We start from the raw sequence: 21,922 nt of genomic DNA on the forward strand, positions 1-21,922 counted from the left end.
ACTGGTTGCGTATTAAGTGTGATTTACATACGGCAAAATGGTGTTGTGGGAAATGGCCACGGTTAAAGAAGGGAGTTTTCGTTACGCAGGGAGACGTGATTTGTCATGTTTGTGGCGGCTAATAAACCCTATTCACGTAGCTTAATTCTCCACAAAAATTTATAAAATCATAATGACGGTGTTTTTATTCTGATGTAGCATATATTTTATTTATGCAACTTGATTTATATTAATTTTATCAATAGTTGGTTATTCTTTGGAAAGGTGTGGGCGTTATTTTTGAGTATAAAGTTTTATACGATGATCACGTACAACAATTTCTATGCCATATCTGAAGCCATTATTAAACAAATCGGTCTGAATTTATACGGGAGGAAAGTTAGTTTAAAAATAGTTCGGGATAAATCGTAACAGTCTATTTATATAATCAAAAACCAAAGAAGAAAAATAATGAAATATACTAAACGCAGTTTGGTGGGGCTTTTTACGCTCTCAATAATGCAGTCAGGTGTTGCCCAGGCCGCCAATAATACGCCTTATCCATTGGGTGAGGAGTTTGTTTATCACACTTGCCCTTCAGGGTTTGATAAACAAGGCATGAGTTGTTTAAAACCCGCATCCCTAAAGTGTGATGCGGGGTATGGTATGAGCGCGAATAAACAGAGCTGTACTAAGACATTCACCCAAAACTTACGTTCAGGTTGCCCTAGTGGTTACAATGATATTCAAGACAACCGACACCCACGACTTAATGGTGGTACAAAGGCTGGTTTTTGCAAAAAAAAACTTGTGGAGCATGGCCAAACTGTTGTCGAAAGAACAGGAAGAGCTTGGATGGGACGCTACCAATTGAAATGGAACGGTTCCCCTGTGACTCTACCCGCATTTCGTAATGGCGGAATAAATTTGAGTGGTTCCGGCGGCTTTTATAATGTATTAGACGATTGGTTTTACTTCCATGGAATGAGGGCTAAATATGTGCATAAGGCAAAGATTAGTTATTGTCCTAGTGGTTACACAAAATCCGGCAGCACTTGTAAAAAAACAGTGACCAAGCCTGTCGTGAAGCACTGCCCTTCTGGTAGCTTAAACAACGGTCGTTGTGTGGTGTCACCGCTACGCCACTCACCTATCGAAAAAACAATGGCGAAGCTTTACCCACGTTATTCTAATAACGCTGAACAACAAAACGCTGCCGCATTCCGCTACCTTGATAACATGTTTACCTTAGACCCAAAGCTAGGCGAGATTGTGTCTACGATGAGCTCTGAGAGACTGAGCCAAGATTTTTCTACGCTATGGGCTAATGCAGAGAAGTCGACAGCCGATAATGCCATTGAGGTGGTGGAGGGCTTTGCAGCACTGAAACCGGGTTTACTTTATCTTAAAGAGATACTGTTTGATGTTTACTACGACCGTGCGGCTGCCGAATTTATTTTAGCGAACCGTTCGATTGATCAAGCCAGAATCGACTGGGTTAATGATGCAAACGTCTCGGTCGCTAGCCTTGAGCGAAGCCGTCAAAATGCCGTAGATATTTTACAGCGCAGCTTGAATGAGTACTGGTCGCTTATCGATAACCACCCACAAGCGTATGCGACACAGTTACCGCATCGTGATTTACAGAGTGCGCGATACCTTAATGGCCAAGGCCAACATTCTCCTATCTTTGAAGGCGAAGCCTTGGTAGTGGGGTACAAAGACGCCCTGCTGGTGTATCAAATGATGAACACTCTGCTTGAGCAACAAGTGCACCTGAGCAAGCTCAAAGCGGTGTATGCGAATACTGATACTATGCAAGCGTTAGCGGCAGAAGCGCAAACTCTGCTTAACAGTGTGACGTCGAAAGCCACGCAGCTTGAGCAGCTATTGGGCAGCGATGCGCAAGTGAACGCCATGCTGGTTACAGAGCAGGCAAAACTCAACAGCCTTACGATGAAACTGGGCTCAGTGATTCAGTGGTTAAAAGGTGAGGGTAACTACCTAGGGCTTCCGGATGATTTTGTCCTGTTCCTGCAAGGGTTCAAAGACAAAGGCAACACCGTGTATGACTCGTTTGACGCGATTAAAACGTTACTCAAAAGCAGCGCGTATGACGTAGTACCGTCGGCAGAGAAAGCGCTGCAAGAGGCGAAAAACGCAGATAAGAACTACCGCTACCAACGCGACCAGTTCAGACAGACCTTTGCTAACGAGCAGCAAGCGCTGAATAACCAGCTGTTTAAGCTGCTGGGTTGTACGGTAGGACAAGGCGACAATCTGTGCGCGAGCCAGACGCAAGCGCAGAGAAAAGGCAGCTTAATCGCTCAACAGCAACAAAGCATTAAAGCGGCGAAATTGGGAGTCGAGCGAGCACAGAAAGCACGTGAGACTATCGAAGGCAATATCACCATTGAGATAGAGCGTCTTGAGCAAGAGAAGCAAGTTCATGATGCGATTGATAAAATCATGGTGCAGTTTGGTCAGAATGAGTTGTCGTTGAGTCAGTTGCTTGAAGCGAAGCGCGATGGTTCCTCGTCAGGCAAAGCTCATGTCGATATTAGTGAGTTATTGAAACAGGACGATTTAGACACGCTGGATGACTTTGTTAGCGAAGCGGGCAACGTCGATTTATTCGAGGTGCAAGCGGCGCTGGCTAGCTTAAAGGAAGACCTGAAAGACGTGTCACGTGATGACGCCATCAAGTACACACAAACTTTGGCAGTGTTAGAGCGTGCGACTATCCGAGGTCTTGAGCGCGGTTTACTTGATGTGAACTCTAAGGCGCGCATTAAAGCGCTCATGTTAGAGCTCGAAGCAGCCGAAGTGGACATCGCGAAGTCGATGAGCTATCTGGCTTATGAAGTGGAAAGGCTGGCAGGGTTCACTGCAGAAGCTGAGCGACTGATTGCGCAGTTGGGTGAAAATCAGCAACAACAGGCAGACCGTTACTATGCTAACCCAGTGCATTACAGCGTACTGACAAAAGAAGCCTTGAACGCGGAGTTAGCGTTTGCAGAGCTGCAAGAGTGGATGTTCTATGCCGTTCAAGCGTTGGAGTACAAGTGGCAAGAAGCCTTTGTTGTGCCAGATAAAGGGTTCAATCGCGCGTCAGTCTTTAAAATTCAAACAATCCCGCAGTTGGTTGAATACTTTAAAGCGTTACAGCGTTTTGATGACATTCGTAATCTGAGAACGAGCCAAGAGGCGACGGATACTCTGTCGGTGAAAAAGCACATCTTCGGTTATGTGGATAAGCTTCGCGGTAAAACGATGTGGTACCCAGCCTTGGATGGCAGCGGTGAGATGTTGACGGCGGATGAAGCGTTTAAAGCCAAGTTAGCGCAATTGACTCAACGCATGGGCCAAGACCAATGGCTAACGATAGAGTTCAGTACGGTGAAAGAGCTACCACGCTCGAACTTCTTCCAAGGGCCAGTGGTTGCAGACAACGATGACTTAACCTGTCTAGTGGATGCGGGCACTTACTTAGATAAGTTGGATGGTATTGCTATTAACTTGCAGGTGAGTATGGATATCTCTGGTGAAGAGGTGACCCCAGCTTACTTGACGTACGGTGGTAACAACTACATGCGCAGTCGTACACCGGGCTCGTTAACCGATGGCGAGACGGGCATCAAAGATGAGTTGGTGTCGTACTCTACGCGCTTCTGGGATGTGTCGAATGGTAACTTCTTTGCTAAAGACAGCTATCGTCAGCAAATGAAGGCCAACATCATGACAGACGAAGAGAGTCAGTCGGCGTTTTTGAACCCAACGTATGCCTTTAAAGAGAGAAGTGTTGCGGCTTCAGGTTGGAGGTTGTCCGTGAAGTTGGGTGACCGATATGGTGAGATAGTAGACCTTGAAGGTTTGGATGATATAGAGCTTATTATTAAGCACCGATACTACTCACGCAATGCAGAGACGTGTGGCGGAGGAGACTCAGGCCCACTGATCTTGCTAAGGTAACCAACAATAGAGCCTCATGATGTCATGAGGCTCTTTTACTTTTCCATACCAGTGGTTATTCATTTCTTACTAATTTAGCAAGGTCGTTGATACACTTTTTTCCAAAACCTTCAGTTACTAAATTATTCTTCAACAGTCGGTAGAACTTCTGTAATTTAGCTTAAAACCAAATACTTAAAAGCGAGCCCAAGTGGATCGCTTTTTTGTTTTACAGCTAGAGAGCAGGGGGGATTAAATCCAGCTACTTAGCATTCAGTAACTGCTTTATGTTTGTGTAACGAATCGCTCTGCTGCCTTAAGCCCCATTTGGTAACCGGCTTCAAGTTTGTCTTTATCTGTGGTTAATCTTCCGACAGCAAAACTATCGTCCGGCACGATAACCTTAATGGTGCAATCATCAGGTGGGCTCTCAATAAACTCTAAGGTTTGATTGTATTGCTCTGCACGCGTGATCATGGCCTCAGCCAGTTGCGGTGTCTCTTTCATCATGCGGCGTAATAGCCAAGGTGCTTTCGGTGGGCGCTTTTTGTAACCCTGCTTTTGCGAGAGGATCACCGTGATCTGTTTCGCTCCTTGCTTATAAGCTTCAATCACAGGAATGGAATCGACCACACCACCATCTATCATCTTTCGACCGTTTACTCTCAGAGGCGTGCGGTAGGCCATAGGAACAGAGCAGGAAGCTTTGAGGAGTTCTTCTAGGTTATCTTTTTCACCCTGCGTGTAGAGTGGTTTTCCTGTTTCAACATCTGTGGTCACGACTTGAAAAGGGAGCGGTTGTTTACCGAAGGCTTCCATATCGTATGGATAGTGCAGTGCGATATGATCCCAAAGCCAGTCGAGGTCAAGTAAGTGTCCACCTTTGGCAAACTTTTTGAAGTTAATAAACTCAGGTTGGCATGAGTAGTCGGAAATAATGGTATAGGTTCGGCCGCGTTGGTTAGATAACCAAGAGGCTAAATTGGTTGATCCCGCAGAGACGCCGATGCAGAAATCAAACGGGTTGTATTGGTGGTCGATAAAGCCATCTAGTACCCCAGCGGCAAAGATGCCACGCATTGCACCACCTTCAACAACTAGGGCATGTTTTGATTTTAGTGTCATTTGATTATGGGCTCCCTAATTCTAATAGATGCATATCTTTTCAACTGTTATTAATACTTGATAAATGGTCGGATGTGTAGGTTAACCTCTATTTTTCAGGGTAGTGGATGACGTTATGGAACACCGCATTGTCTTTACCGAGGTTTTTATATCCGTGCTTCTGGTTAGCATTAAAGCGAACCGCTTGCCCTGCCTGTAATGTTTGCCATTCACCATCATAAAGCACGGCCATCACTCCTGAGATACATAATATATGCTCGGTAACGCCAGTATTATGCGGGTCGGATTCATGCTGATAGCCAGGTGCGAGGGTTAGCTCGAAGATCTCAAACCCTAATGCTTCTTCAAAAGGAAATAACAAACTGACGAAGAAACCAACGTTATACTCCTCACGCCTTAGCTCGTTTGCATCTCTGAATAAACTCGTCAGTTCATTGTTCGAACTTTCTGCTATGAAACTGGAAAATGACACTTCAAACCCAGATGCGATCTGCCAGAGCTTAGCGACGGTGGGACTGGATTCCCCACGTTCAATTTGACCTAACATTGCTTTACTTACGCCTGTCGCTTTTGCTGCTTTATCTAGGCTCCAGCCCTTTTCTTGGCGCAGGCGTTTCAAATTTTTACCGATTTTAATTTCTTTTTGCATACTTTTTCTACAAGATTTTTTCTATAAATAGCTTGTGCGTTATAGCGCACAAGTGCTAGGTTTAGCTTATGGACGTTATAACGCACATAGGAATGAAATAACATGACTAAGCTAAAATTTTCCCACGTCAGTACTGGGTTTATTGCTGTATTTATTGGGTATGCAAGCGCTGCAGCGATTATTTACCAGGCTGCGATGAGTGCCGGAGCAACTCAAGAGCAGGTTGCGTCATGGTTCTGGGCGTTGGGAATTGGTATGGGGGCAACCACGATATTGCTCTCTTTGTGCTACAAGAAACCGGTCGTGACGGCTTGGTCGACACCAGGAGCAGCACTGTTAATTACTTCACTTGAAGGTCTGACGATGAGTCAGGCGGTTGCTGTATTCCTGTTTAGTTCGTTGTTGATCACGCTAGTAGGCATGGCTGGGATATTTGAAAGGGTACTGAAACAGATCCCAACATCGATTGCATCGGCCATGCTGGCGGGGATTTTATTGCAGTTCGGTTTGGGCTTGTTTGCGTCGTTAATGGAAGAAGTTCAGATAGTGGCGGCCATGCTTGCCGTTTTTGTTTTGGCGAAATCGAGATTAGGAAACTTACTCATCCCAAGCATTTTCGTCATTGCTTTGGTGATGTGCGTTGGTTATGGCAAGCTCGATGTCAGTCAAGTCACGCTGGAGTTAACTACACCGGTATTCATCATGCCTGATTTCGAGTTCTTTTCTTTGCTTAGTGTTGGTATTCCGCTGTTCATCGTGACCATGGCTTCGCAGAACTTACCGGGGTTTGCTGTACTTAAAGCAAACGGATATCAGGTAGATTCATCGAAGATCATCACTACCACAGGTGTGACAGGGTTACTATTAGCGCCGCTCGGAGGCTTCGCGTATAACCTTGCGGCAATCACCGGAGCGATCTGTATGGGCCCTAATGCCGATGAGGACCCTAAAACACGTTATATGGCAGGCATTTCGATGGGCGTGTTCTATTTATTAGCTGGCGTGATGGGGATGTCATTTGTGTCTTTATTTAGCGCAGTTCCTTCAGCGGTAGTCATCGCTGTTGCGGGGTTAGCGGTGATGCCCACATTGATGAACTGCTTAGCGGTTTCTATGACAGACAACCACTACAGAGAGCCTGCGTTGTTTACGTTCTTATTTACAGCTTCTGGTACGAATTTATTGGGCATCGGAAGTGCATTTTGGGGGCTTTGTATCGGATTACTTTGTTGCTGGTTACACAATTATAAAATCAGAACGAATGAGGAAAATAGAGCTTCACAAGCTTAGTCTTAATGATGCTGCTTGATGAGCCAACCACCTATTTAGATATGTCGCATCAAGTGGAACTAATGAACTTGATGCAACAGATGAACGCCAAAGGCAAAACGGTGGTAGTGGTACTGCACGATCTAAATCAAGCGTGTCGTTACTGCGATCATTTGGTGGTGTTAGAACAGGGTAGTGTTGTGGCAGAAGGCTCGCCCGACGAGGTGATGACAGAGGCGTTACTTGATAATGTGTTTGACCTAAATGCGAAAGTATTCCGCGATCCGATCTCAAATACGCCGATGTGTGTAGCGATTTAGGTAGTGATTGTGTGAAGCAATTATTGACCGACAGCTAGCTATCCACTCATTCGGAGTTGTGATTGAGATAGTATTTTGCTACAAAACGCGCATAATCTCGCTATACAACATTTAAAGAAGATATTACCTATGACTACGTTTCAATACTACTTTCACCAACTGCCTTGTTTTGACTGCAAAAAAACGACAGTAAGCACAGATCTTGGTTGGTTAACGCCAGCGATGAAAGAGGTGGTTTTAGCGCAACTGACTGAAACACTAGCACAAGGTGAGATTACCCCAGACCTTACTGCGAACGTTGTTTGCACTAAAGAAGAAGCTCGCGAGTACTTGCTGTTGAACTTCTTTGGTTATTCAGAAGAAGAGCTTGAAGGCGAAATCGAGGCGGATGATGAGCAAGAAGTCGCTGACGAGATCGCAGAGCTGCTTGAGGACGGTAAAGACACAATTGAGTTCGAACATGAAGTAGCGCTTCAGTGTTGTGCTGATTGCGATATCATCGAAGAGTAACTAAGTACCTTCTAAAGTAAGCGAATCGGTTTGTCATGGTCAGTGATAAGTCATTCGCAAAAGGCGCTCGTGAACAATGGTTCGCTAGCGCCTTTTTTGTATCCAGTTTTGAAATCCAGCACTAAGATGCTTTGCTGTTGATGGCACCTTGTTTATTTAGCTGGGAAAGGATCTCTGTCGTTTTCTCACGGAATAAATCTCTTAGTAGACGAACAGTTGGCGTGATGGATTGACGGCTTGGGCATACCAACCACAGCTCTGTTGGTGTCGGCTCATAGTTGGGCATGATCTTGACCACATCGCCAGACAGCAAATGACTCGACATATCCAAACAAGACTTTATCGCGATGCCTTTTCCTGCAACACACCATCGCCTAACTAGGTCAGCGTCATTGGATGCACGATTTCCTTTGAGCTTTACTTTGTGGTTTTGGGTTCCGTCGCTAAATACCCACTCGTCCTGCAACATGTCATGAAGTTGATACAGCAGTCCGTTGTGCTCGGCCAAATCACTTGGATGGTCTGGGCGGCCTTTTTCTGCGAGATACTCAGGTGAAGCACATAAGATTCTCGGCACATCACAAATTTTGAAGCCATACATATTGGCATCAGTCGGTGAACCATAACGCAGCGCCATATCCACAGAATCACGATAAAAATCGATGTTACTATCGCTGATGCTCGTTCGAAGTGTCGCTTGAGGGTAATCAAATAGAAACTCATCTAGCCAAGGTATGACGAGGTTTCGGCCTAAATCAGACGCAAGCGCGATTCGAATTTCGCCATCAATGACACCAAGCTCCTCGCGCATATTGAGTTTCGCTTGGTCCAGCATTTTCAACGCTTGTTCGCAATCTGGTAAATATCGTTCTCCAGCGGGAGAGAGGCGAAGATGACGAGTGGTTCTTACGAAAAGCTCTGCGCCGAGTGCCGCTTCAACGCGTTTCACCGCCGCACTTGCCGTTGCTGTGCGCATGTCTAGGTTAGTGGCGGCTGCTGTGATACTGCGAAACTCCGCAACCTTTAAAATTACTTGTAAGTCTTCAAGAAGCATTTCATTTCCCTGTTCTGAGCCAAGAATCGGTTGCTCTGTTTGCCATAAGATTGGGCATTTTACTGTGGTTAATCTTAGTATTTTTCTTGCATACGCACACGTTATTATCAAAAATAATTTGATAATAATTCAAACATTAGGCTGTTTATCTAAAGTGAGAAATCTCTAAGATTCAATTATCGAATTTAAGGAGAAGCATCATGTCACTACCATCTACAATGAAAGCCATCGGATTTACTCAGTCGCTAGCGATTACAGAACCCGAAAGCCTGTTTGAATTTGAAACGAGCCTGCCGGAATTAAAAGAGAATGACTTACTGGTAAAAGTGAGTGCGACTTCTATCAACCCTGCAGATGCGAAAATCCGTATTCGCAACGCAAAAGATAAGACAATTGAGCAACCAAAAGTGTTGGGCTACGACGCTGTTGGGGAAGTGGTTGGCAAAGGCACAAACGTTGAAGGCTTCGAGTTAGGCGATCGTGTTTACTATGCGGGTGACGTAACACGCATGGGCGCTAACGCAGAATACCAAGCCGTTGACTATCGTATCACAGCTAAAGCGCCACAAAGCTTAACGGATGAAGCCGCGGTTGTTATGCCGCTTGCAACGCTTACTGCATGGGAAGCGTTATTTGATCGTCTGCGTGTTCGTCCTGAAGAGAAAAAATCTATCCTGATCATTGGCGGTGCTGGTGGTGTTGGTTCAATTACAATTCAGCTTGCGAAGCAATTAACCAACCTTAACGTTATTGCGACAGCGTCAAGACCTGAAACCGAGCAGTGGGTAAGAGACATGGGGGCAGACCACGTAGTGAACCACCGTAACTTGGTTGAATCAGTACGAGAGCAAGGTATCCAGTATGTGGATTACATCTTTAATGTTGCAGATACAAAAGGTCACTGGGATGCGATGGTAGAGTTGATTGCGCCGCAAGGCATGATCAGTTCGATTGTTGAGTTTGATAGTGAGATTGACCTGTCGGCACTACAAGGTAAGTCAGTAGGCTTCATTTGGGAGTTGATGTTTACTCGTTCGCTGTTCAACACCGACGATATTCAGAAGCAGCAAGACATCTTGTTCCAAACGGCGAACTTGATTGATGCGGGGCGTATCAAATCTACGCTAACCACAACACTGAATGGTTTGAGTTCTGGTACGCTGAAAGAGGCACACCGACGTATTGAAAGCAGCGCATCGATTGGTAAAACAGCCATCAAATACTAAGTGTTAATGACCTAGAATATAGGCGTTTGAACCCTTGAGCATTCGATGAGTTTTAACGCTTGAATAGAAGAGCCCCAGACATTGTTTGCAAAGCGACCGGTGTCTGGGGCTTCGTTCATCTGTGCTCTCTTCAATTTATTGGGATGATTTGAATTGAATCTGAATCAGTTTTAACTCAAAGGGTGAGGTCTGCTTGTCTGCAATCAAAAAACCGACCTGTTTGATGTTTTGAGCTTTGAGTTCTGGTGCATTGTTGAGTAATCGACCTCTAAATACGGCTTGAAAGTCCTCTAGTCTGAACACCTTCTTGAGCTGCTCACCTTTGCTGGTCTCAAAGCTATGCTTATAGTTGGTTCGCTGTCCGTCTTTCCATGTGGTGAACCTTAACTGGTAGGTGCGTCCGTCACCAACGAAAGCCAACTCTACGTTATTCACCGCGTGATTTAACGATTCAAGGGAGCGATTTATTGAGCTGAATCCACCATTGTTCTCTAATGATAGTTCACCTTTAAATAGGCTATGCTCGCCATCATAAACGAGCCCACCTATTGAAATGCCACCCATTACATTGTCGTTGATCGCAGACCATTGCTGGTGTTCGCTCGCTTGCGTGAAATCAATCATCTCTATTCCTGCTGCTGACGTTTCAAACCATAACAAAGAAAGGCTCAGGGTTAACCATAAAGGGGTTGCTCGTTTACACAATGAAGACGTTGTGAAGTTCGACTCATTCATAATTTTCTCCATTACTCATTAGTCCGAAGTAGGTTCCATGGCGAGCACTCCCAGGCAATGGTCAATGAATTCAGAGTAGTTTGACGCGTTGTCGTACTCAATTTTAAGCGAACCATGAAACATCAATGTCACGGTGACGTCTTTGTAGCTTAGCCAACAGGTATAACCATCGTAATCATGCCAAGCTATCATTTCTCCAACTTGATATTTGTTGTTCAGTTGTTCACCTGAAGAGCGAATGAACTCGAATACTCTAAGAAACTCAATGATGGTGATCCTGTTGTCCATGTGTTGCTCCCTCTGTGTTATCGGAAATAAACAGCTAAGTAATTGTATTTTAAATGTTACGGTTTGCTTGCTGGTTCCGATCACTAAGAGAGACGCGAGTACTATTAGATTGTGCTCCCACTTCAGTGGCGTGAATTTCAGCTTAAAAGTGACAAAAAAGTCATTATGGAACTAAATAATGGTACGAGTAAGAATACGCTGTTAATTAGGGTGTCATTACTCAATACGACAGTACAACTTTTGGATATTTGAAAGTGGTTTTGGATATTTGAAAGTGGTTGAGATGCAAAATACTGAAAACGAATTTGCCGATATGTTACTTTTGGCTTGAATGGTAGGAACATTTATATCACCAGCATATATCAAGGTTCTCGCTGTACAAAGCGATTTGGAAATAACCGAAAATTAACGCTTTACCTCAACTTAACTTGAGGTATTAGGATATGCAACGTTGCTTACGAGAATACTTTAAGGAGAGAAGAATGATCCAACTTGAACATGTAAATTTAGTCGTTAAAGACATCCCAGAAATGCTGACTTTCTACAAAGCGGCGTTCCCTCATTGGTATGTCCGTGATGAAGGAAAGGGCGAATGGTCAGGTAAGCCACGTAACTGGTTACACTTTGGAGATGAGTATCAATACATCGCAATGAGTGATCATGGTGAGGGTGAGAATCGAGATTTAGATGGGCATTCTGTTGGCCTCGCGCACTTCGCTTATGTGACCAATAATATCGAAAGCGTTACTCAACGTCTTATCGATGCGGGCTTCCCTATTGCTAAACTTGGTGCCGAAGAACCTTATCGCAAGAACGTTTATTTTGTGGACCCGGCTGGCTTTGAGGTCGAGTTCGTTGAGTATCTGAGTGATGATCCTAAGCTACGAAATGCTACAAGTTAGCTGAATTGTTAGGCAGGAAAAACTGAAAAGGCATTGTGGAACACTCCACAATGCCTTTTTAGAACGATTAGCTAACTGCTCTTTCGTTCGGTGTTCTACTTAGCTTTGAACGGCACCAATAGCTGTTTCCCAAACACATTAATAAGCGCGCCAGTGACAATCAGACCCCCACCAAGATATGTACATATTGAAGGTATCTCATTGAAGATCCAAACACCTAGCAGCGCTGAGAAGACGATTTGAACGTATGAGTAAGCCGAAGCTTTACCTGCTGCTTGAGTCTGCATTGCCTTGGTTAAACCGTATTGGCCAATTTGAGTGAAAACCCCAACCAAAACCAACATCACGGTTAAGAATAGGCTCGGCATTACAAAGTCGTTCCAAATAAGCGCTGTCGATATTGGCAGAGCCACTAATGGAAAGTAAAAGATGATGACAGAGCTGTCTTCTGTTTGGCTCAGTTTTCGCACAATCACGTAAGCAATTGAGCTACCAAATGCACCAAGTAACGCCACCAAAATGCTGAATAACGGTAACTCGCTGCTTGTATTGCTGCTCATACTTGGTTGTACCATCACCAATAATCCTGCTAGACAGAACACAATGCAAATCATAGTCGATTTTTGGACGTGTTCTTTGAGGAATAACACGCCAAGCAAGGCCGTAAATACGGGGTGTACATACTGTAGAATGGTTGCTTCTGCTAACGGTAAAGTTGTTACCGCGTAGTACACACACATCAGCGCTGCTGTGCCGACTGCACCGCGAACAAACAATAGTGGTTTGTTGTTACCCCAGATAGAAATGCCTTTTCGTTTTACGTCGATATAGCTAATGATCAAAGACACTAACGCCCTTGCCGCAACGATCTCAAATACAGGTATGCCATAGTTGCTGATGTATTTCACACAGGCTGACATCAGTGCGAATCCAAAAGCGGAGAGGAGCATGAATCGAACCCCAACGGGGATCATTGTAAAAGAGAAAGAAGGCATAAAAATATCAATCGGTTGAGGGAAAAGGAATCATAGCTTAGTTTAGAAGACCCGACCAAAGCCTTTGTCTTTTTCTCGTCAACTTGATTCAATTAATTCTCATTTCTAATCTTCTACTAGTCACGGATACGTCAATGTACCGCAAAACGCACATCACATTTTGCCTCACATAATATCGACCATAACTCAATTTTATAAAATCAACATCAACAGAAGGTGACGCTAATCCAACTCTGATTTATAGGGCGTTTTAATTATCCTTCTCACTCATATCATTCTTGTGAATTTGTAATGAGAGATATGTTCTATGAAGCCAATAAATACCTTACTCATATCCACACTTGCGTTTTGCTCTTTTAGTTCAGCGACTTATGCCGACACAATTTTGCATGCATTCAATTGGAAGTATTCAGATGTAACTGCCAACGCTAATCAAATAGCCGAAGCTGGCTATAAAAAAGTGTTAGTTGCTCCCGCGATGAAATCCAGTGGCACCCAATGGTGGGCGCGTTATCAACCACAAGATCTACGCACGATTGATTCTCCATTGGGGAATAAACAAGACCTAGCAGCAATGATTGCTGCACTGAAAAGTGTCGGTGTTGATGTTTACGCGGATGTTGTACTTAACCACATGGCGAATGAAAGCTGGAAGCGAAGTGACTTAAACTACCCTGGTACAGAAGTGCTAAACGAGTATGCCAGCCGCTCAAGCTACTATGCTGACCAGACTCTTTTCGGCAACTTAGCGCAAGGTTTTGTCTCGGCGAACGATTTTCATGCGGCTGGTTGTATTTGGGATTGGGATGAGCCTGGGCATGTTCAATACTGGCGTTTGTGTGGTGCTGATGGCGATACCGGGCTACCTGATCTTGACCCAAATAACTGGGTAGTGTCACAGCAGCGTTTGTATTTGAAGGCGCTAAAAGAGATGGGTATCAAGGGGCTCCGTATTGATGCGGTGAAACACATGAGCCAGTACCAAATCGACCAAGTATTTACGGCTGAAATCACATCGAACATGCATGTGTTTGGTGAGGTGATTACCAATGATGGGGCTGGCAACAGTGGCTACGAGTCTTTCTTAGCACCTTACTTGAACAACACCAACCACTCAGCGTATGACTTCCCGCTGTTTGCTTCGATTCGCTCGGCGTTTTCTATGGGCGGTGGTTTAAACCAACTGCACGATCCACAAGCTTACGGACAAGCATTGCCTGATAGCCGTGCCATTACCTTTACTATCACACACGATATTCCAACCAACGACGGCTTCCGTTACCAAATAATGGATCCTCAAGATGAGCAGCTTGCTTACGCGTATATCCTTGGTAAAGATGGCGGCACTCCACTGATCTACAGTGATGATCTTCCTGATTCAGAAGATAAAGATAATGGTCGTTGGGGTAATGTTTGGAATAGCCAGACAATGAAAAACATGTTGAGCTTCCATAACGCGATGCAAGGCAAAACAATGACTATGATTTCAAGTGACCAGTGCACTTTGCTGTTCAAGCGTGGCAAAGAAGGGGTAGTTGGGATAAACAAATGTGGAGAAACGCGTGGCGTGACCGTTGATACTTACCAACACGAGTTCAATTGGCATGTTCAATACAAAGACGTATTAAGCAGCGCGACAGAAACCATTTCTTCTCGCTACCATACGTTTAACCTGCCACCACGCAGTGCGCGTATGTTTAAGTTGTAAGTGCTGTCGAGTTAAGCCACTTAGCCCATTAAACGAAGAGCGATGACTTCATTAGTATAAGCCGCAGCACATGTTGCGGCTTATTCACTTGGCGTAAGCTTGTGTCTAGTGATGGTCTTCAATCACTCCTGACCAATGATTTTGCTGGGAGAGTGACTTAAGTAGCTCGATCTCGTTTTTGGTCTCTTGTTTAAGCCACTCAATCAAGTTGTTGATCACTGCAGAGTGAGTACGCTGGTGGATGAAGTAGGTCCAAGCACTGTGTTGAATCTTGGCATTTTGCGGGCAGTGCAAGAAACCTCGTTGCAAATCCTGCAAAACCAAAAGCAGATCGGTTACCGTGACGCCTTCACCAGATAGGCAGGCACTGAGCGCCATATCCAAAGATAGGAAGCTGGTATTTCTAACGGGCTTTGTTGGTGGCGATTCAACATCGGCCAGCCATACCTTCCAATCATGGTGATCTAAAGTCGGGTGAAGCCTTGGCATGGTTAAGATCGAATCGAGGTCGGTATCTTTCTTAGTCAAACCTAAAGCATTGGTTAAGCTTGTGGAGCACACGGGCGCCATAAACTCTTCACGCAAGAAAGTGATGTCAGGAGCGTTGTCATAGCGGCTTTTGAATCGAGTATGGAAGATCAACAGGTCATACTCACTGCTGTTAATGGCTTCATCTTCTTCAATCACAGGAACAATCACGATCTCGTAATCTGGGTAACGCTCGTTTAATTCACGAACCTTAGAGATTAACACGCGCGTAGCAAAACTCAGGGTTGCCTTGATCACGATACGTTTCTGTTTTGGTTCTCTCCAAGATGCGATAACCGATTCGATACTGCCGTAGCTTTCTCGCAAAGCGGTATACAAATCATGACCTTGCTCTGTTAATTCAATCGCTCGATGTTTACGAATGATCAAAGATGCGTTCAGCTCATCTTCAAGCTGTTTTATCTGACGGCTAATTGCACTCTGTGTCACGTTGAGTTCATCGGCAGCGAGTGTAAAGCTCATCAGCCTTGCAGCCGCTTCGAAGGCTTTTAAGCCATTATGTGAGGATGGCAGGTTAGGATATGGGGTCATAATTCAATCGCATGAGTTTTTGGAATGTTAGAGTCGCAAATTTATCAATTGAACGCTAGTCCCATCGATCGTATTTTGGTCGAAATTAACCGAGGCGCTCATGAAAAAAATACTCACTCTTGCATTCCCTTTGATCATTTCACAGCTGATATCCATGGCTTTAGTCCTTACTGACGTTTGGATGATGTCGCGAATCAGCGTGTCAGCCCTTGCGGCTGGTGGCTTAGGCGCTTCTATCTACTTCTTTATCTTTATTATTGCGAGTAGCACGGTGGGCTGTGTCGCGAATTTGATTGCGATCGCTTATGGTCAACGAGTGGCTCGCCCTGAATTTGGTAATAGCCAAATTCGGTTGGCAGTGAAAGGAGCAACCATGTTGGCGTTTGTACTTAGTGCGCTCTTAATGGCAAGTTTCTGGTTAGCCCCCTTGGTATTAGAAGCTGCCAAGCAACCACAGGAAGTGATTACCCTAGCGATGGAATACGTGCACGCTCTAAAATGGGTGATGTTGCCTTCGCTAATCTTATTGGTGTTGCGTGGCTTAACCAGTGCGTTTGGCAATGTGCGTTCTATTTTAGTTATGTCGATAATCACGGTAATTCTGAATGTTCCAGTGAGTTATTTCTTAACCTTTACATTGGAAATGGGATTAACAGGGCTTGGGTTAGGCACCGCGAGCGCGGCATTTATGGTGATGATTGGTTACACGGTTTGGGTATTCAAGCGTGACGAATTCAAACAGTTTGCCCCTTGGCTACATACAGAGGAGTATTCTATTAAGCTTATGAGCCCTTTGCTATTGATGGGCTTACCTATCGCGATTGCAGCGTTGCTTGAGCATGGTTTGATTTATGGTGGCACCTTGATGGCAGGGACCATTAGTATCGCTTCTCTAGCGCTGCACCAAATCTTACTGCAATGCTTGAGTTTTACTTGGAACTTCAATTTCGGATTCTCGCAAGCTGCGGCAATTCTAGTTGGTCGTGATTACGGATCGGGCAACTATGAAGGAATCAAACGAACCTCGATTCAAAGCTTCATGTTAGTGTCGGTGTTGAGTGTGGCGCTGTCGGCTGTCTTTATCTTATGGCCGGAAATGATAGCTTCTATCTTCAAGCTTGATGATGGTACCGGAGCAATGACATCGCTACTGGCCTCTGTTATCTGGGTTGTTGCACTCTGCTTTATAGTTGATGCTTGGCAGTTGTTAGCAATCAACCTGCTTAGAGGGATGAAGATTGTCTCTATGCCTACGGTGATGACGGCGATTGGTTACTGGGTATTTGGCTTACCTGCAGCTTGGTACTTAATGCCCAAGTTTGAATTGGCCGGAATCTGGGGGGGAATTGGTGTTGGTTTAGGAGTGACAGGTATTCTGCTGCTTATCCATTTGATGGTTGTGCTTAACAAAAATAGCAAGGCTCTAAATATCGGTTGCTCAGCTTCCTCCTAACTTTTTAGTGAAATTATTATCGACAACAAAAAGCCACAGATAGTACTGTGGCTTTTGTTGATCTAACTTGATTCATGGGGGAGTGAATCAATATCAGGAATCAGGGAGCGGCTATGGATAGCCAGGTTCAACCGTTGGGTGCTTACTGTCCACCAGAGAGCGCTGACCTCATCATGGTTTTAAACTGCTCTTTTTGTTCATCAGTTAACAAGTTATAGATGTTGTTCTTAAGACGCATCTCTTGCATCACCATCGACTTTTCAGTGGCTTGAACGGTCTCGATAACCTTTTCCATTTCAGCTTCATCGAACTCAGGCTGAGTCACTAGGGCGATCTGTTTTTTCTTCAACTCAATCGCGCTGTCCATATCAATTTCTGTTCTGCTTGTTTGTTAGTCTTGAACAAGAGAGAACACTTCTGCTTGTTGCTCTTCAGTTAGATTCAAGGAAGCAATAACCATTTGTAGCGGGCTGAGTGCTGGCTGTGTTGGTTGTTGTGGTGACGATGCACTCACAAACGGAGCAGTAACAAGCAAAGCTGAAGCAGTTAATACACAAAGTGACTTTTTCAGTGATTTCATTGAATTTCTCCTGTTGGTGGAAACAAGAGTATAGATGAGCAAGCTGAACTCGATATGAACATGTCGTTCAGTTAAGTTCGTTGCTAAGCCTAGATGATTGGCTAAAGCGCGTTAGACCTTGGTCTTACAGAAACATCGAACAAAGCTGACTAAAATGATCCGAGTCGCTCACCGTTATATCAAGGAATATACAAATGGAAGTTGGATTGTTCTGGGCTGAGAAGGGAATGTTAGTACTTGGTGCACTGTTTGTCTTAACGAGTGTGATGCAGTATGGAAAACGCAGTAGTGATTGGAAAGGTGTGATCACTATGTTTTATAAACGTATTCCAATGAGTGTTGGAGAGTACAAGTGGTATCGCTTAGGGATCGCACTATTAGTGTTTGCGGTGATCATTCGATTCGCACTGCTTATCTTGTGGCCGAGCTACTAGTTATGACTCTTCCTTACTAAGGCAAGTTATCGACACACCACTGCTTTGATGGACGGTGGTGTTAACCGGCAATGCTGAGCTTCATTAAAAGTAATTATTGGGGCTCAGTAACCTTCGTTGCTATAGCCTTGGTAGTATATTGTTTTGCTTGAAGAATCACTCAGAATAATCGCTCACCCGTCCGTCTTATCATTCTTATTAATAATCGATATATAAATCTATTCATCCCGTACCTGATACCATAATGATCTGTTACACTCGTTCGAATTAGCTTTGATTTATCAGTGGTGCATTTATGTCGTTCCCAGTTCTTATATGTGATGATTCTGCGTTAGCACGGAAGCAGATGGCTCGATCACTGCCTAGTTCTCTAAATGCAGATATAACCTTTGCTATTCATGGGCTTCATGCACTTGAAGAGCTAGCTAAAAACCAGTTTAAACTGATGTTCCTCGACCTGACCATGCCAGAACTCGATGGCTATGGCACATTGGAAGAGATGAAGCGATTAGGCGATACCACGCCAGTTGTCGTAGTTTCCGGTGACATCCAACCTAAAGCGCAACAAAAGGTGTTGGACCTTGGCGCGAAAGCGTTTTTGCGAAAGCCAATCGATCAAGAAGCACTTAAAGCAATTCTACGTGAGCATGTTGAGCCGCCTAAACAGCCACAACTTATTACGCCAGCACCGCTAGAGTTACCAATTCTGCGCCGACGTGACATCTATATGGAAGTTGCGAACGTGGCGATCGGTCGAGCAGCAGATGCATTGGCGCGTCATTTCAATGTATTCGTTCACCTACCTCTACCAAACGTGAATATCTTCGAAGTGAGCGAGTTGCACATGGCGCTTCGTGACTTAGCTGACAACGACCAAGTATCGGGTGTTTGCCAAGGCTTCAGTGGGGAAGGTATTGCCGGTGAAGCGTTAGTCTTATTAAGTGACTCGAGCGTGAGCGATCTTAAAAAGCTCATGAAAGTTCCGACTGAAAGCGAAGAGCTGGAAGAGTTAGAACTGCTGATGGATGTATCTAACATCCTTGTGGGCTCTTTCTTGAATGGGTTAGGAGAGCAATCTGAGGTTCGATTCTTCCAAAGCTCGCCTGTTCTGCTAGGTCAACATATCTCAATTGACTCTGTTATCGAAAACACGAGTGGATCGTTTAAGAAGACCATGACTTTTGAAGTCAGTTACAACATTGATGGCACTTCTATTCGCTGCGACCTTCTATTTATGTTTGTTGATGAGTCTCTGCCTCTTCTAGACAACAAATTGGCCTACCTAATGGAGGAGTTTTAATATGCTGAATCTTCCTGCTGAATTCGAACAGTTTCACTGGATGGTAGACATGGTTCAAAACGTCGATATGGGGCTGGTGGTCATCAATCGAGATTTTGAGGTGCAAGTGTGGAACGGTTTCATGACGCACCATAGTGGCAAGCAATCGCACGACGCGATTGGTAAGTCGATCTTTGAACTGTTTCCTGAAATCCCAGAAGAGTGGTTTAGGCTTAAAACAAAACCGGTTTATGACTTAGGCTGTCGTAGCTTTATTACTTGGCAACAAAGGCCTTACCTGTTTAAGTGCCGCAACGTGAGGCCAGTAACTCAGCAAGCGGACTTTATGTATCAGAACGTCACGCTTAACCCAATGCGTTCTCCAACTGGACAAGTGACATCATTGTTCTTGTCTATTCAGGATGCGACAGTAGAAGCTCTTATGTTTCAGGAAAAGGCTTAACATACCTTTCAGGTAAAGATGAATCGCCTCAGAGCCTCAAGCATAGAAGAGTAAGCTGAACACCAATAAAAAATGGCCAAGGTGAATCCCTTTGGCCATTTTTGTATCTGATTTTGTAGTAATGATTTCAAACTAAAGAAGGCGTTCTGCGTTCGTTAACTTTAGTCGAGTTATTATTTAGCTCTATCAACAGCGGTTTGTCCCCGCTGGAACCTCATCAATAAGCACATCGAACCTGCCATATTTTGTCGATTTCAGTCCGCTCATCCAAGTTTCGGGCGTACTAATCGAACTTGCCCTTACACTTTATAAATTTTAGGGCTGATAAAAGAGGGCTGAGATCGGCTCGGGAAGCGAACAAAGTCAGAAAAAATGAAATTATTTAAGAAAAAATGCATTTTTTGATTAAAGAAAAGTGTGATTTTTATGTAATTAAAGGGCACTTTTTTCACAAATTTGCCTGATAGCAGATTTTTTCGCCGAATCTAAAGGGAAAACGTTTGCGTAATAAGCCGACTGCGTTTGCGTGAATGTGTTGTTAAGTTATTAATTACTATGAATTTAGTCGAAAAGTAGGAGCGGGGAGCTTTTACCAGATATGGAATCTTTGAGAGGATAGCACAAAAAAAAATGAAATATCAGACTTGCTGTTAGTAAATCACAGCCTATAATGCTGAAAACCGGAGCGTCTGCCAACGCTCCGGTTTTTTTGTGTCCGAAACTCAGTAAAGCGTCTGCCAACGCTTACCGAAAACGCACGACACGTAATATGATTACAGGACAAATTATCATGCGTATCGAACAAGAACTTAAGTTAGGCTTCAAAGATGTATTATTCCGCCCGAAGCGTTCTACTCTTAAAAGTCGTTCTCAAGTTGAATTAACCCGCGAGTTTACATTCAAGCATAGCGGTCGTCAATGGTCTGGTGTACCAGTAATCGCAGCGAACATGGATTCGGTAGCAAGTTTCGAAATGGCAGCGGCTCTAGCAGAGCACGGTGTAATGACTGCAGTACACAAGCACTACACAGTAGAGCAGTGGGCTGAGTTCGCAAAAACAGCAGACAAGAAAACGCTGAACAACGTATTTGTATCAACAGGTACTTCTGAAGCTGAGTTTGAGAAAACTAAGCAAATCATGGCGCTTAGCGAAGATTTCGTATTTATCTGTATTGATATCGCTAATGGCTACTCAGAGCACCTAGTTGAGTATGTACAAAAAGTACGTGCAGAATTCCCAGACAAAGTAATCTCTGCTGGTAACGTTGTAACAGGTGATATGGTTGAAGAGCTAATCCTAGCTGGCGCAGACATTGTTAAAGTTGGTATCGGCCCAGGTTCAGTTTGTACTACACGTGTTAAAACTGGTGTAGGTTACCCTCAACTTTCTGCAATCATCGAGTGTGGCGATGCTGCTCACGGCCTTGGTGGTATGATCATCGGTGACGGTGGCTGTTCATGTGCTGGTGACGTATCTAAAGCGTTCGGCGGCGGTGCTGACTTCGTAATGCTAGGCGGTATGCTAGCAGGCCACGAAGAGTCAGGTGGTGAAGTTGTTGAGAAAGACGGCAAGCAATTCATGAAGTTCTACGGCATGTCTTCACAGTCGGCGATGGACAAGCACTCAGGTGGTGTTGCTAAGTACCGTGCAGCTGAAGGTAAAACTGTTTTACTTCCGTTCCGTGGCACCGTTCATGACACGATTTCAGACATCCTTGGTGGTGTTCGTTCAACTTGTACATACGTAGGCGCAGCGAAGCTTAAAGAGCTAACTAAGCGTACGACTTTCATCCGTGTACAAGAGCAAGAGAACAACGTATTCGGTAAAGAGTAACGTTTAAAACAACTGTTAAATCTTTAAGAATTGAGCCACTTTAAAGTGGCTCTTTTTTTACCTGAAATTTAGCAATTGCGACAAAGTG

General features: G+C 44.4%; 18 protein-coding genes and 2 pseudogenes. 12 read left to right on the plus strand and 8 right to left on the minus strand.

Annotated features, from left to right (window positions below; genetic code table 11):
* Window positions 1–1,143 precede the first annotated feature (1,143 nt).
* Entirely contained in the window at window positions 1,144–3,951 is a 2,808-nt protein-coding gene (locus A3712_RS12805) for a hypothetical protein (RefSeq protein WP_063523784.1), read from the plus strand.
* A 264-nt stretch (window positions 3,952–4,215) separates the two neighbouring features.
* On the opposite strand, the gene A3712_RS12810 is transcribed toward A3712_RS12805, so the two are convergent.
* Both A3712_RS12810 and A3712_RS12815 read right to left on the minus strand, forming a co-directional pair.
* A complete protein-coding gene (locus A3712_RS12810; RefSeq protein WP_063523758.1) occupies window positions 4,216–5,055 on the minus strand; it encodes a patatin-like phospholipase family protein in 840 nt (279 codons plus the stop codon).
* An 88-nt stretch (window positions 5,056–5,143) separates the two neighbouring features.
* Complete coding sequence (locus tag A3712_RS12815) at window positions 5,144–5,704, minus strand: helix-turn-helix domain-containing protein (protein ID WP_063523759.1); 561 nt, start codon at window positions 5,702–5,704, stop codon at window positions 5,144–5,146.
* A 102-nt stretch (window positions 5,705–5,806) separates the two neighbouring features.
* Here A3712_RS12815 and A3712_RS12820 point away from each other — a divergent pair, with 102 nt between their 5' ends.
* From A3712_RS12820 to A3712_RS12830, 3 genes and pseudogenes are all read left to right on the plus strand, one after another.
* The gene (locus A3712_RS12820; protein ID WP_063523760.1) at window positions 5,807–6,994 is read left to right on the plus strand and encodes a benzoate/H(+) symporter BenE family transporter; all 1,188 of its coding nucleotides are present in this window, start codon (window positions 5,807–5,809) and stop codon (window positions 6,992–6,994) included.
* A 5-nt stretch (window positions 6,995–6,999) separates the two neighbouring features.
* Window positions 7,000–7,293, plus strand: a pseudogene (locus A3712_RS12825) (ferric citrate ABC transporter ATP-binding protein FecE); the annotation flags it as partial.
* A 129-nt stretch (window positions 7,294–7,422) separates the two neighbouring features.
* Entirely contained in the window at window positions 7,423–7,803 is a 381-nt protein-coding gene (locus tag A3712_RS12830) for a hypothetical protein (RefSeq protein WP_004737837.1), read from the plus strand.
* 121 nt (window positions 7,804–7,924) lie between these two features.
* Here A3712_RS12830 and A3712_RS12835 read toward each other — a convergent pair whose 3' ends face one another.
* Window positions 7,925–8,857 carry a LysR family transcriptional regulator gene (locus A3712_RS12835; RefSeq protein ID WP_063523761.1) on the minus strand — a complete coding sequence of 311 codons (933 nt, stop codon included), beginning with the start codon at window positions 8,855–8,857 and terminating at the stop codon, window positions 7,925–7,927.
* Window positions 8,858–9,057: 200 nt separating this feature from the next.
* Here A3712_RS12835 and A3712_RS12840 point away from each other — a divergent pair, with 200 nt between their 5' ends.
* Window positions 9,058–10,083, plus strand: coding sequence for a zinc-binding alcohol dehydrogenase family protein (locus tag A3712_RS12840; protein WP_063523762.1), 1,026 nt, complete (start codon window positions 9,058–9,060; stop codon window positions 10,081–10,083).
* 135 nt (window positions 10,084–10,218) lie between these two features.
* On the opposite strand, the gene A3712_RS12845 is transcribed toward A3712_RS12840, so the two are convergent.
* Window positions 10,219–10,830, minus strand: a complete 612-nt coding sequence (locus A3712_RS12845; protein ID WP_082856236.1) for a CIA30 family protein — start codon at window positions 10,828–10,830, stop codon at window positions 10,219–10,221.
* Between the two features lie 6 nt (window positions 10,831–10,836).
* On the minus strand, window positions 10,837–11,106 hold the full coding sequence (locus tag A3712_RS12850) for a DUF3081 domain-containing protein (protein ID WP_063523764.1): 270 nt from the start codon (window positions 11,104–11,106) through the stop codon (window positions 10,837–10,839).
* A 482-nt stretch (window positions 11,107–11,588) separates the two neighbouring features.
* On the opposite strand from A3712_RS12850, the gene A3712_RS12855 reads away from it, so the two are divergent.
* Window positions 11,589–12,008, plus strand: a complete 420-nt coding sequence (locus A3712_RS12855; RefSeq protein ID WP_063523765.1) for a VOC family protein — start codon at window positions 11,589–11,591, stop codon at window positions 12,006–12,008.
* A 95-nt stretch (window positions 12,009–12,103) separates the two neighbouring features.
* Here A3712_RS12855 and A3712_RS12860 read toward each other — a convergent pair whose 3' ends face one another.
* Window positions 12,104–13,003, minus strand: coding sequence for a DMT family transporter (locus tag A3712_RS12860; RefSeq protein ID WP_082856237.1), 900 nt, complete (start codon window positions 13,001–13,003; stop codon window positions 12,104–12,106).
* Between the two features lie 307 nt (window positions 13,004–13,310).
* On the opposite strand from A3712_RS12860, the gene A3712_RS12865 reads away from it, so the two are divergent.
* The gene (locus A3712_RS12865; protein WP_063523767.1) at window positions 13,311–14,711 is read left to right on the plus strand and encodes an alpha-amylase family protein; all 1,401 of its coding nucleotides are present in this window, start codon (window positions 13,311–13,313) and stop codon (window positions 14,709–14,711) included.
* Between the two features lie 105 nt (window positions 14,712–14,816).
* Here A3712_RS12865 and A3712_RS12870 read toward each other — a convergent pair whose 3' ends face one another.
* Window positions 14,817–15,791 (minus strand): LysR family transcriptional regulator, encoded by a 975-nt coding sequence (locus A3712_RS12870; protein WP_063523768.1) that lies wholly within the window; start codon window positions 15,789–15,791, stop codon window positions 14,817–14,819.
* A gap of 100 nt (window positions 15,792–15,891) precedes the next feature.
* Here A3712_RS12870 and A3712_RS12875 point away from each other — a divergent pair, with 100 nt between their 5' ends.
* Window positions 15,892–17,244 (plus strand): MATE family efflux transporter, encoded by a 1,353-nt coding sequence (locus tag A3712_RS12875; protein WP_063523769.1) that lies wholly within the window; start codon window positions 15,892–15,894, stop codon window positions 17,242–17,244.
* Between the two features lie 142 nt (window positions 17,245–17,386).
* Here the strand turns inward: A3712_RS12875 and A3712_RS12880 are convergent.
* Window positions 17,387–17,824, minus strand: a pseudogene (locus A3712_RS12880) (Spy/CpxP family protein refolding chaperone).
* A gap of 194 nt (window positions 17,825–18,018) precedes the next feature.
* Between A3712_RS12880 and A3712_RS12885 the strand changes: the two are divergent.
* The 4 genes from A3712_RS12885 (at window position 18,019) to A3712_RS12900 (ending at window position 21,834) form a co-directional block, all read left to right on the plus strand.
* Window positions 18,019–18,258, plus strand: a complete 240-nt coding sequence (locus A3712_RS12885) for a hypothetical protein (RefSeq protein WP_063523770.1) — start codon at window positions 18,019–18,021, stop codon at window positions 18,256–18,258.
* Between the two features lie 295 nt (window positions 18,259–18,553).
* Complete coding sequence (locus tag A3712_RS12890; RefSeq protein WP_063523771.1) at window positions 18,554–19,558, plus strand: response regulator; 1,005 nt, start codon at window positions 18,554–18,556, stop codon at window positions 19,556–19,558.
* A 1-nt stretch (window position 19,559) separates the two neighbouring features.
* On the plus strand, window positions 19,560–20,000 hold the full coding sequence (locus A3712_RS12895) for a PAS domain-containing protein (protein WP_063523772.1): 441 nt from the start codon (window positions 19,560–19,562) through the stop codon (window positions 19,998–20,000).
* 790 nt (window positions 20,001–20,790) lie between these two features.
* Window positions 20,791–21,834 carry a GMP reductase gene (locus tag A3712_RS12900; protein WP_063523785.1) on the plus strand — a complete coding sequence of 348 codons (1,044 nt, stop codon included), beginning with the start codon at window positions 20,791–20,793 and terminating at the stop codon, window positions 21,832–21,834.
* Window positions 21,835–21,922: the final 88 nt, after the last annotated feature.

This window comes from Vibrio sp. HI00D65 (assembly GCF_001635455.1).
Classification (GTDB): Bacteria; Pseudomonadota; Gammaproteobacteria; order Enterobacterales; family Vibrionaceae; genus Vibrio.

Coding starts and splice junctions, on each gene's coding strand:
- A3712_RS12805 (WP_063523784.1), top strand. CDS start 1,144: ATGGCGAAGCTTTACCCACGTTATTCTAATAACGCTGAACAACAAAAC.
- A3712_RS12810 (WP_063523758.1), bottom strand. CDS start 5,055: ATGACACTAAAATCAAAACATGCCCTAGTTGTTGAAGGTGGTGCAATG.
- A3712_RS12815 (WP_063523759.1), bottom strand. CDS start 5,704: ATGCAAAAAGAAATTAAAATCGGTAAAAATTTGAAACGCCTGCGCCAA.
- A3712_RS12820 (WP_063523760.1), top strand. CDS start 5,807: ATGACTAAGCTAAAATTTTCCCACGTCAGTACTGGGTTTATTGCTGTA.
- A3712_RS12830 (WP_004737837.1), top strand. CDS start 7,423: ATGACTACGTTTCAATACTACTTTCACCAACTGCCTTGTTTTGACTGC.
- A3712_RS12835 (WP_063523761.1), bottom strand. CDS start 8,857: ATGCTTCTTGAAGACTTACAAGTAATTTTAAAGGTTGCGGAGTTTCGC.
- A3712_RS12840 (WP_063523762.1), top strand. CDS start 9,058: ATGTCACTACCATCTACAATGAAAGCCATCGGATTTACTCAGTCGCTA.
- A3712_RS12845 (WP_082856236.1), bottom strand. CDS start 10,830: ATGGAGAAAATTATGAATGAGTCGAACTTCACAACGTCTTCATTGTGT.
- A3712_RS12850 (WP_063523764.1), bottom strand. CDS start 11,106: ATGGACAACAGGATCACCATCATTGAGTTTCTTAGAGTATTCGAGTTC.
- A3712_RS12855 (WP_063523765.1), top strand. CDS start 11,589: ATGATCCAACTTGAACATGTAAATTTAGTCGTTAAAGACATCCCAGAA.
- A3712_RS12860 (WP_082856237.1), bottom strand. CDS start 13,003: ATGCCTTCTTTCTCTTTTACAATGATCCCCGTTGGGGTTCGATTCATG.
- A3712_RS12865 (WP_063523767.1), top strand. CDS start 13,311: ATGAAGCCAATAAATACCTTACTCATATCCACACTTGCGTTTTGCTCT.
- A3712_RS12870 (WP_063523768.1), bottom strand. CDS start 15,791: ATGACCCCATATCCTAACCTGCCATCCTCACATAATGGCTTAAAAGCC.
- A3712_RS12875 (WP_063523769.1), top strand. CDS start 15,892: ATGAAAAAAATACTCACTCTTGCATTCCCTTTGATCATTTCACAGCTG.
- A3712_RS12885 (WP_063523770.1), top strand. CDS start 18,019: ATGGAAGTTGGATTGTTCTGGGCTGAGAAGGGAATGTTAGTACTTGGT.
- A3712_RS12890 (WP_063523771.1), top strand. CDS start 18,554: ATGTCGTTCCCAGTTCTTATATGTGATGATTCTGCGTTAGCACGGAAG.
- A3712_RS12895 (WP_063523772.1), top strand. CDS start 19,560: ATGCTGAATCTTCCTGCTGAATTCGAACAGTTTCACTGGATGGTAGAC.
- A3712_RS12900 (WP_063523785.1), top strand. CDS start 20,791: ATGCGTATCGAACAAGAACTTAAGTTAGGCTTCAAAGATGTATTATTC.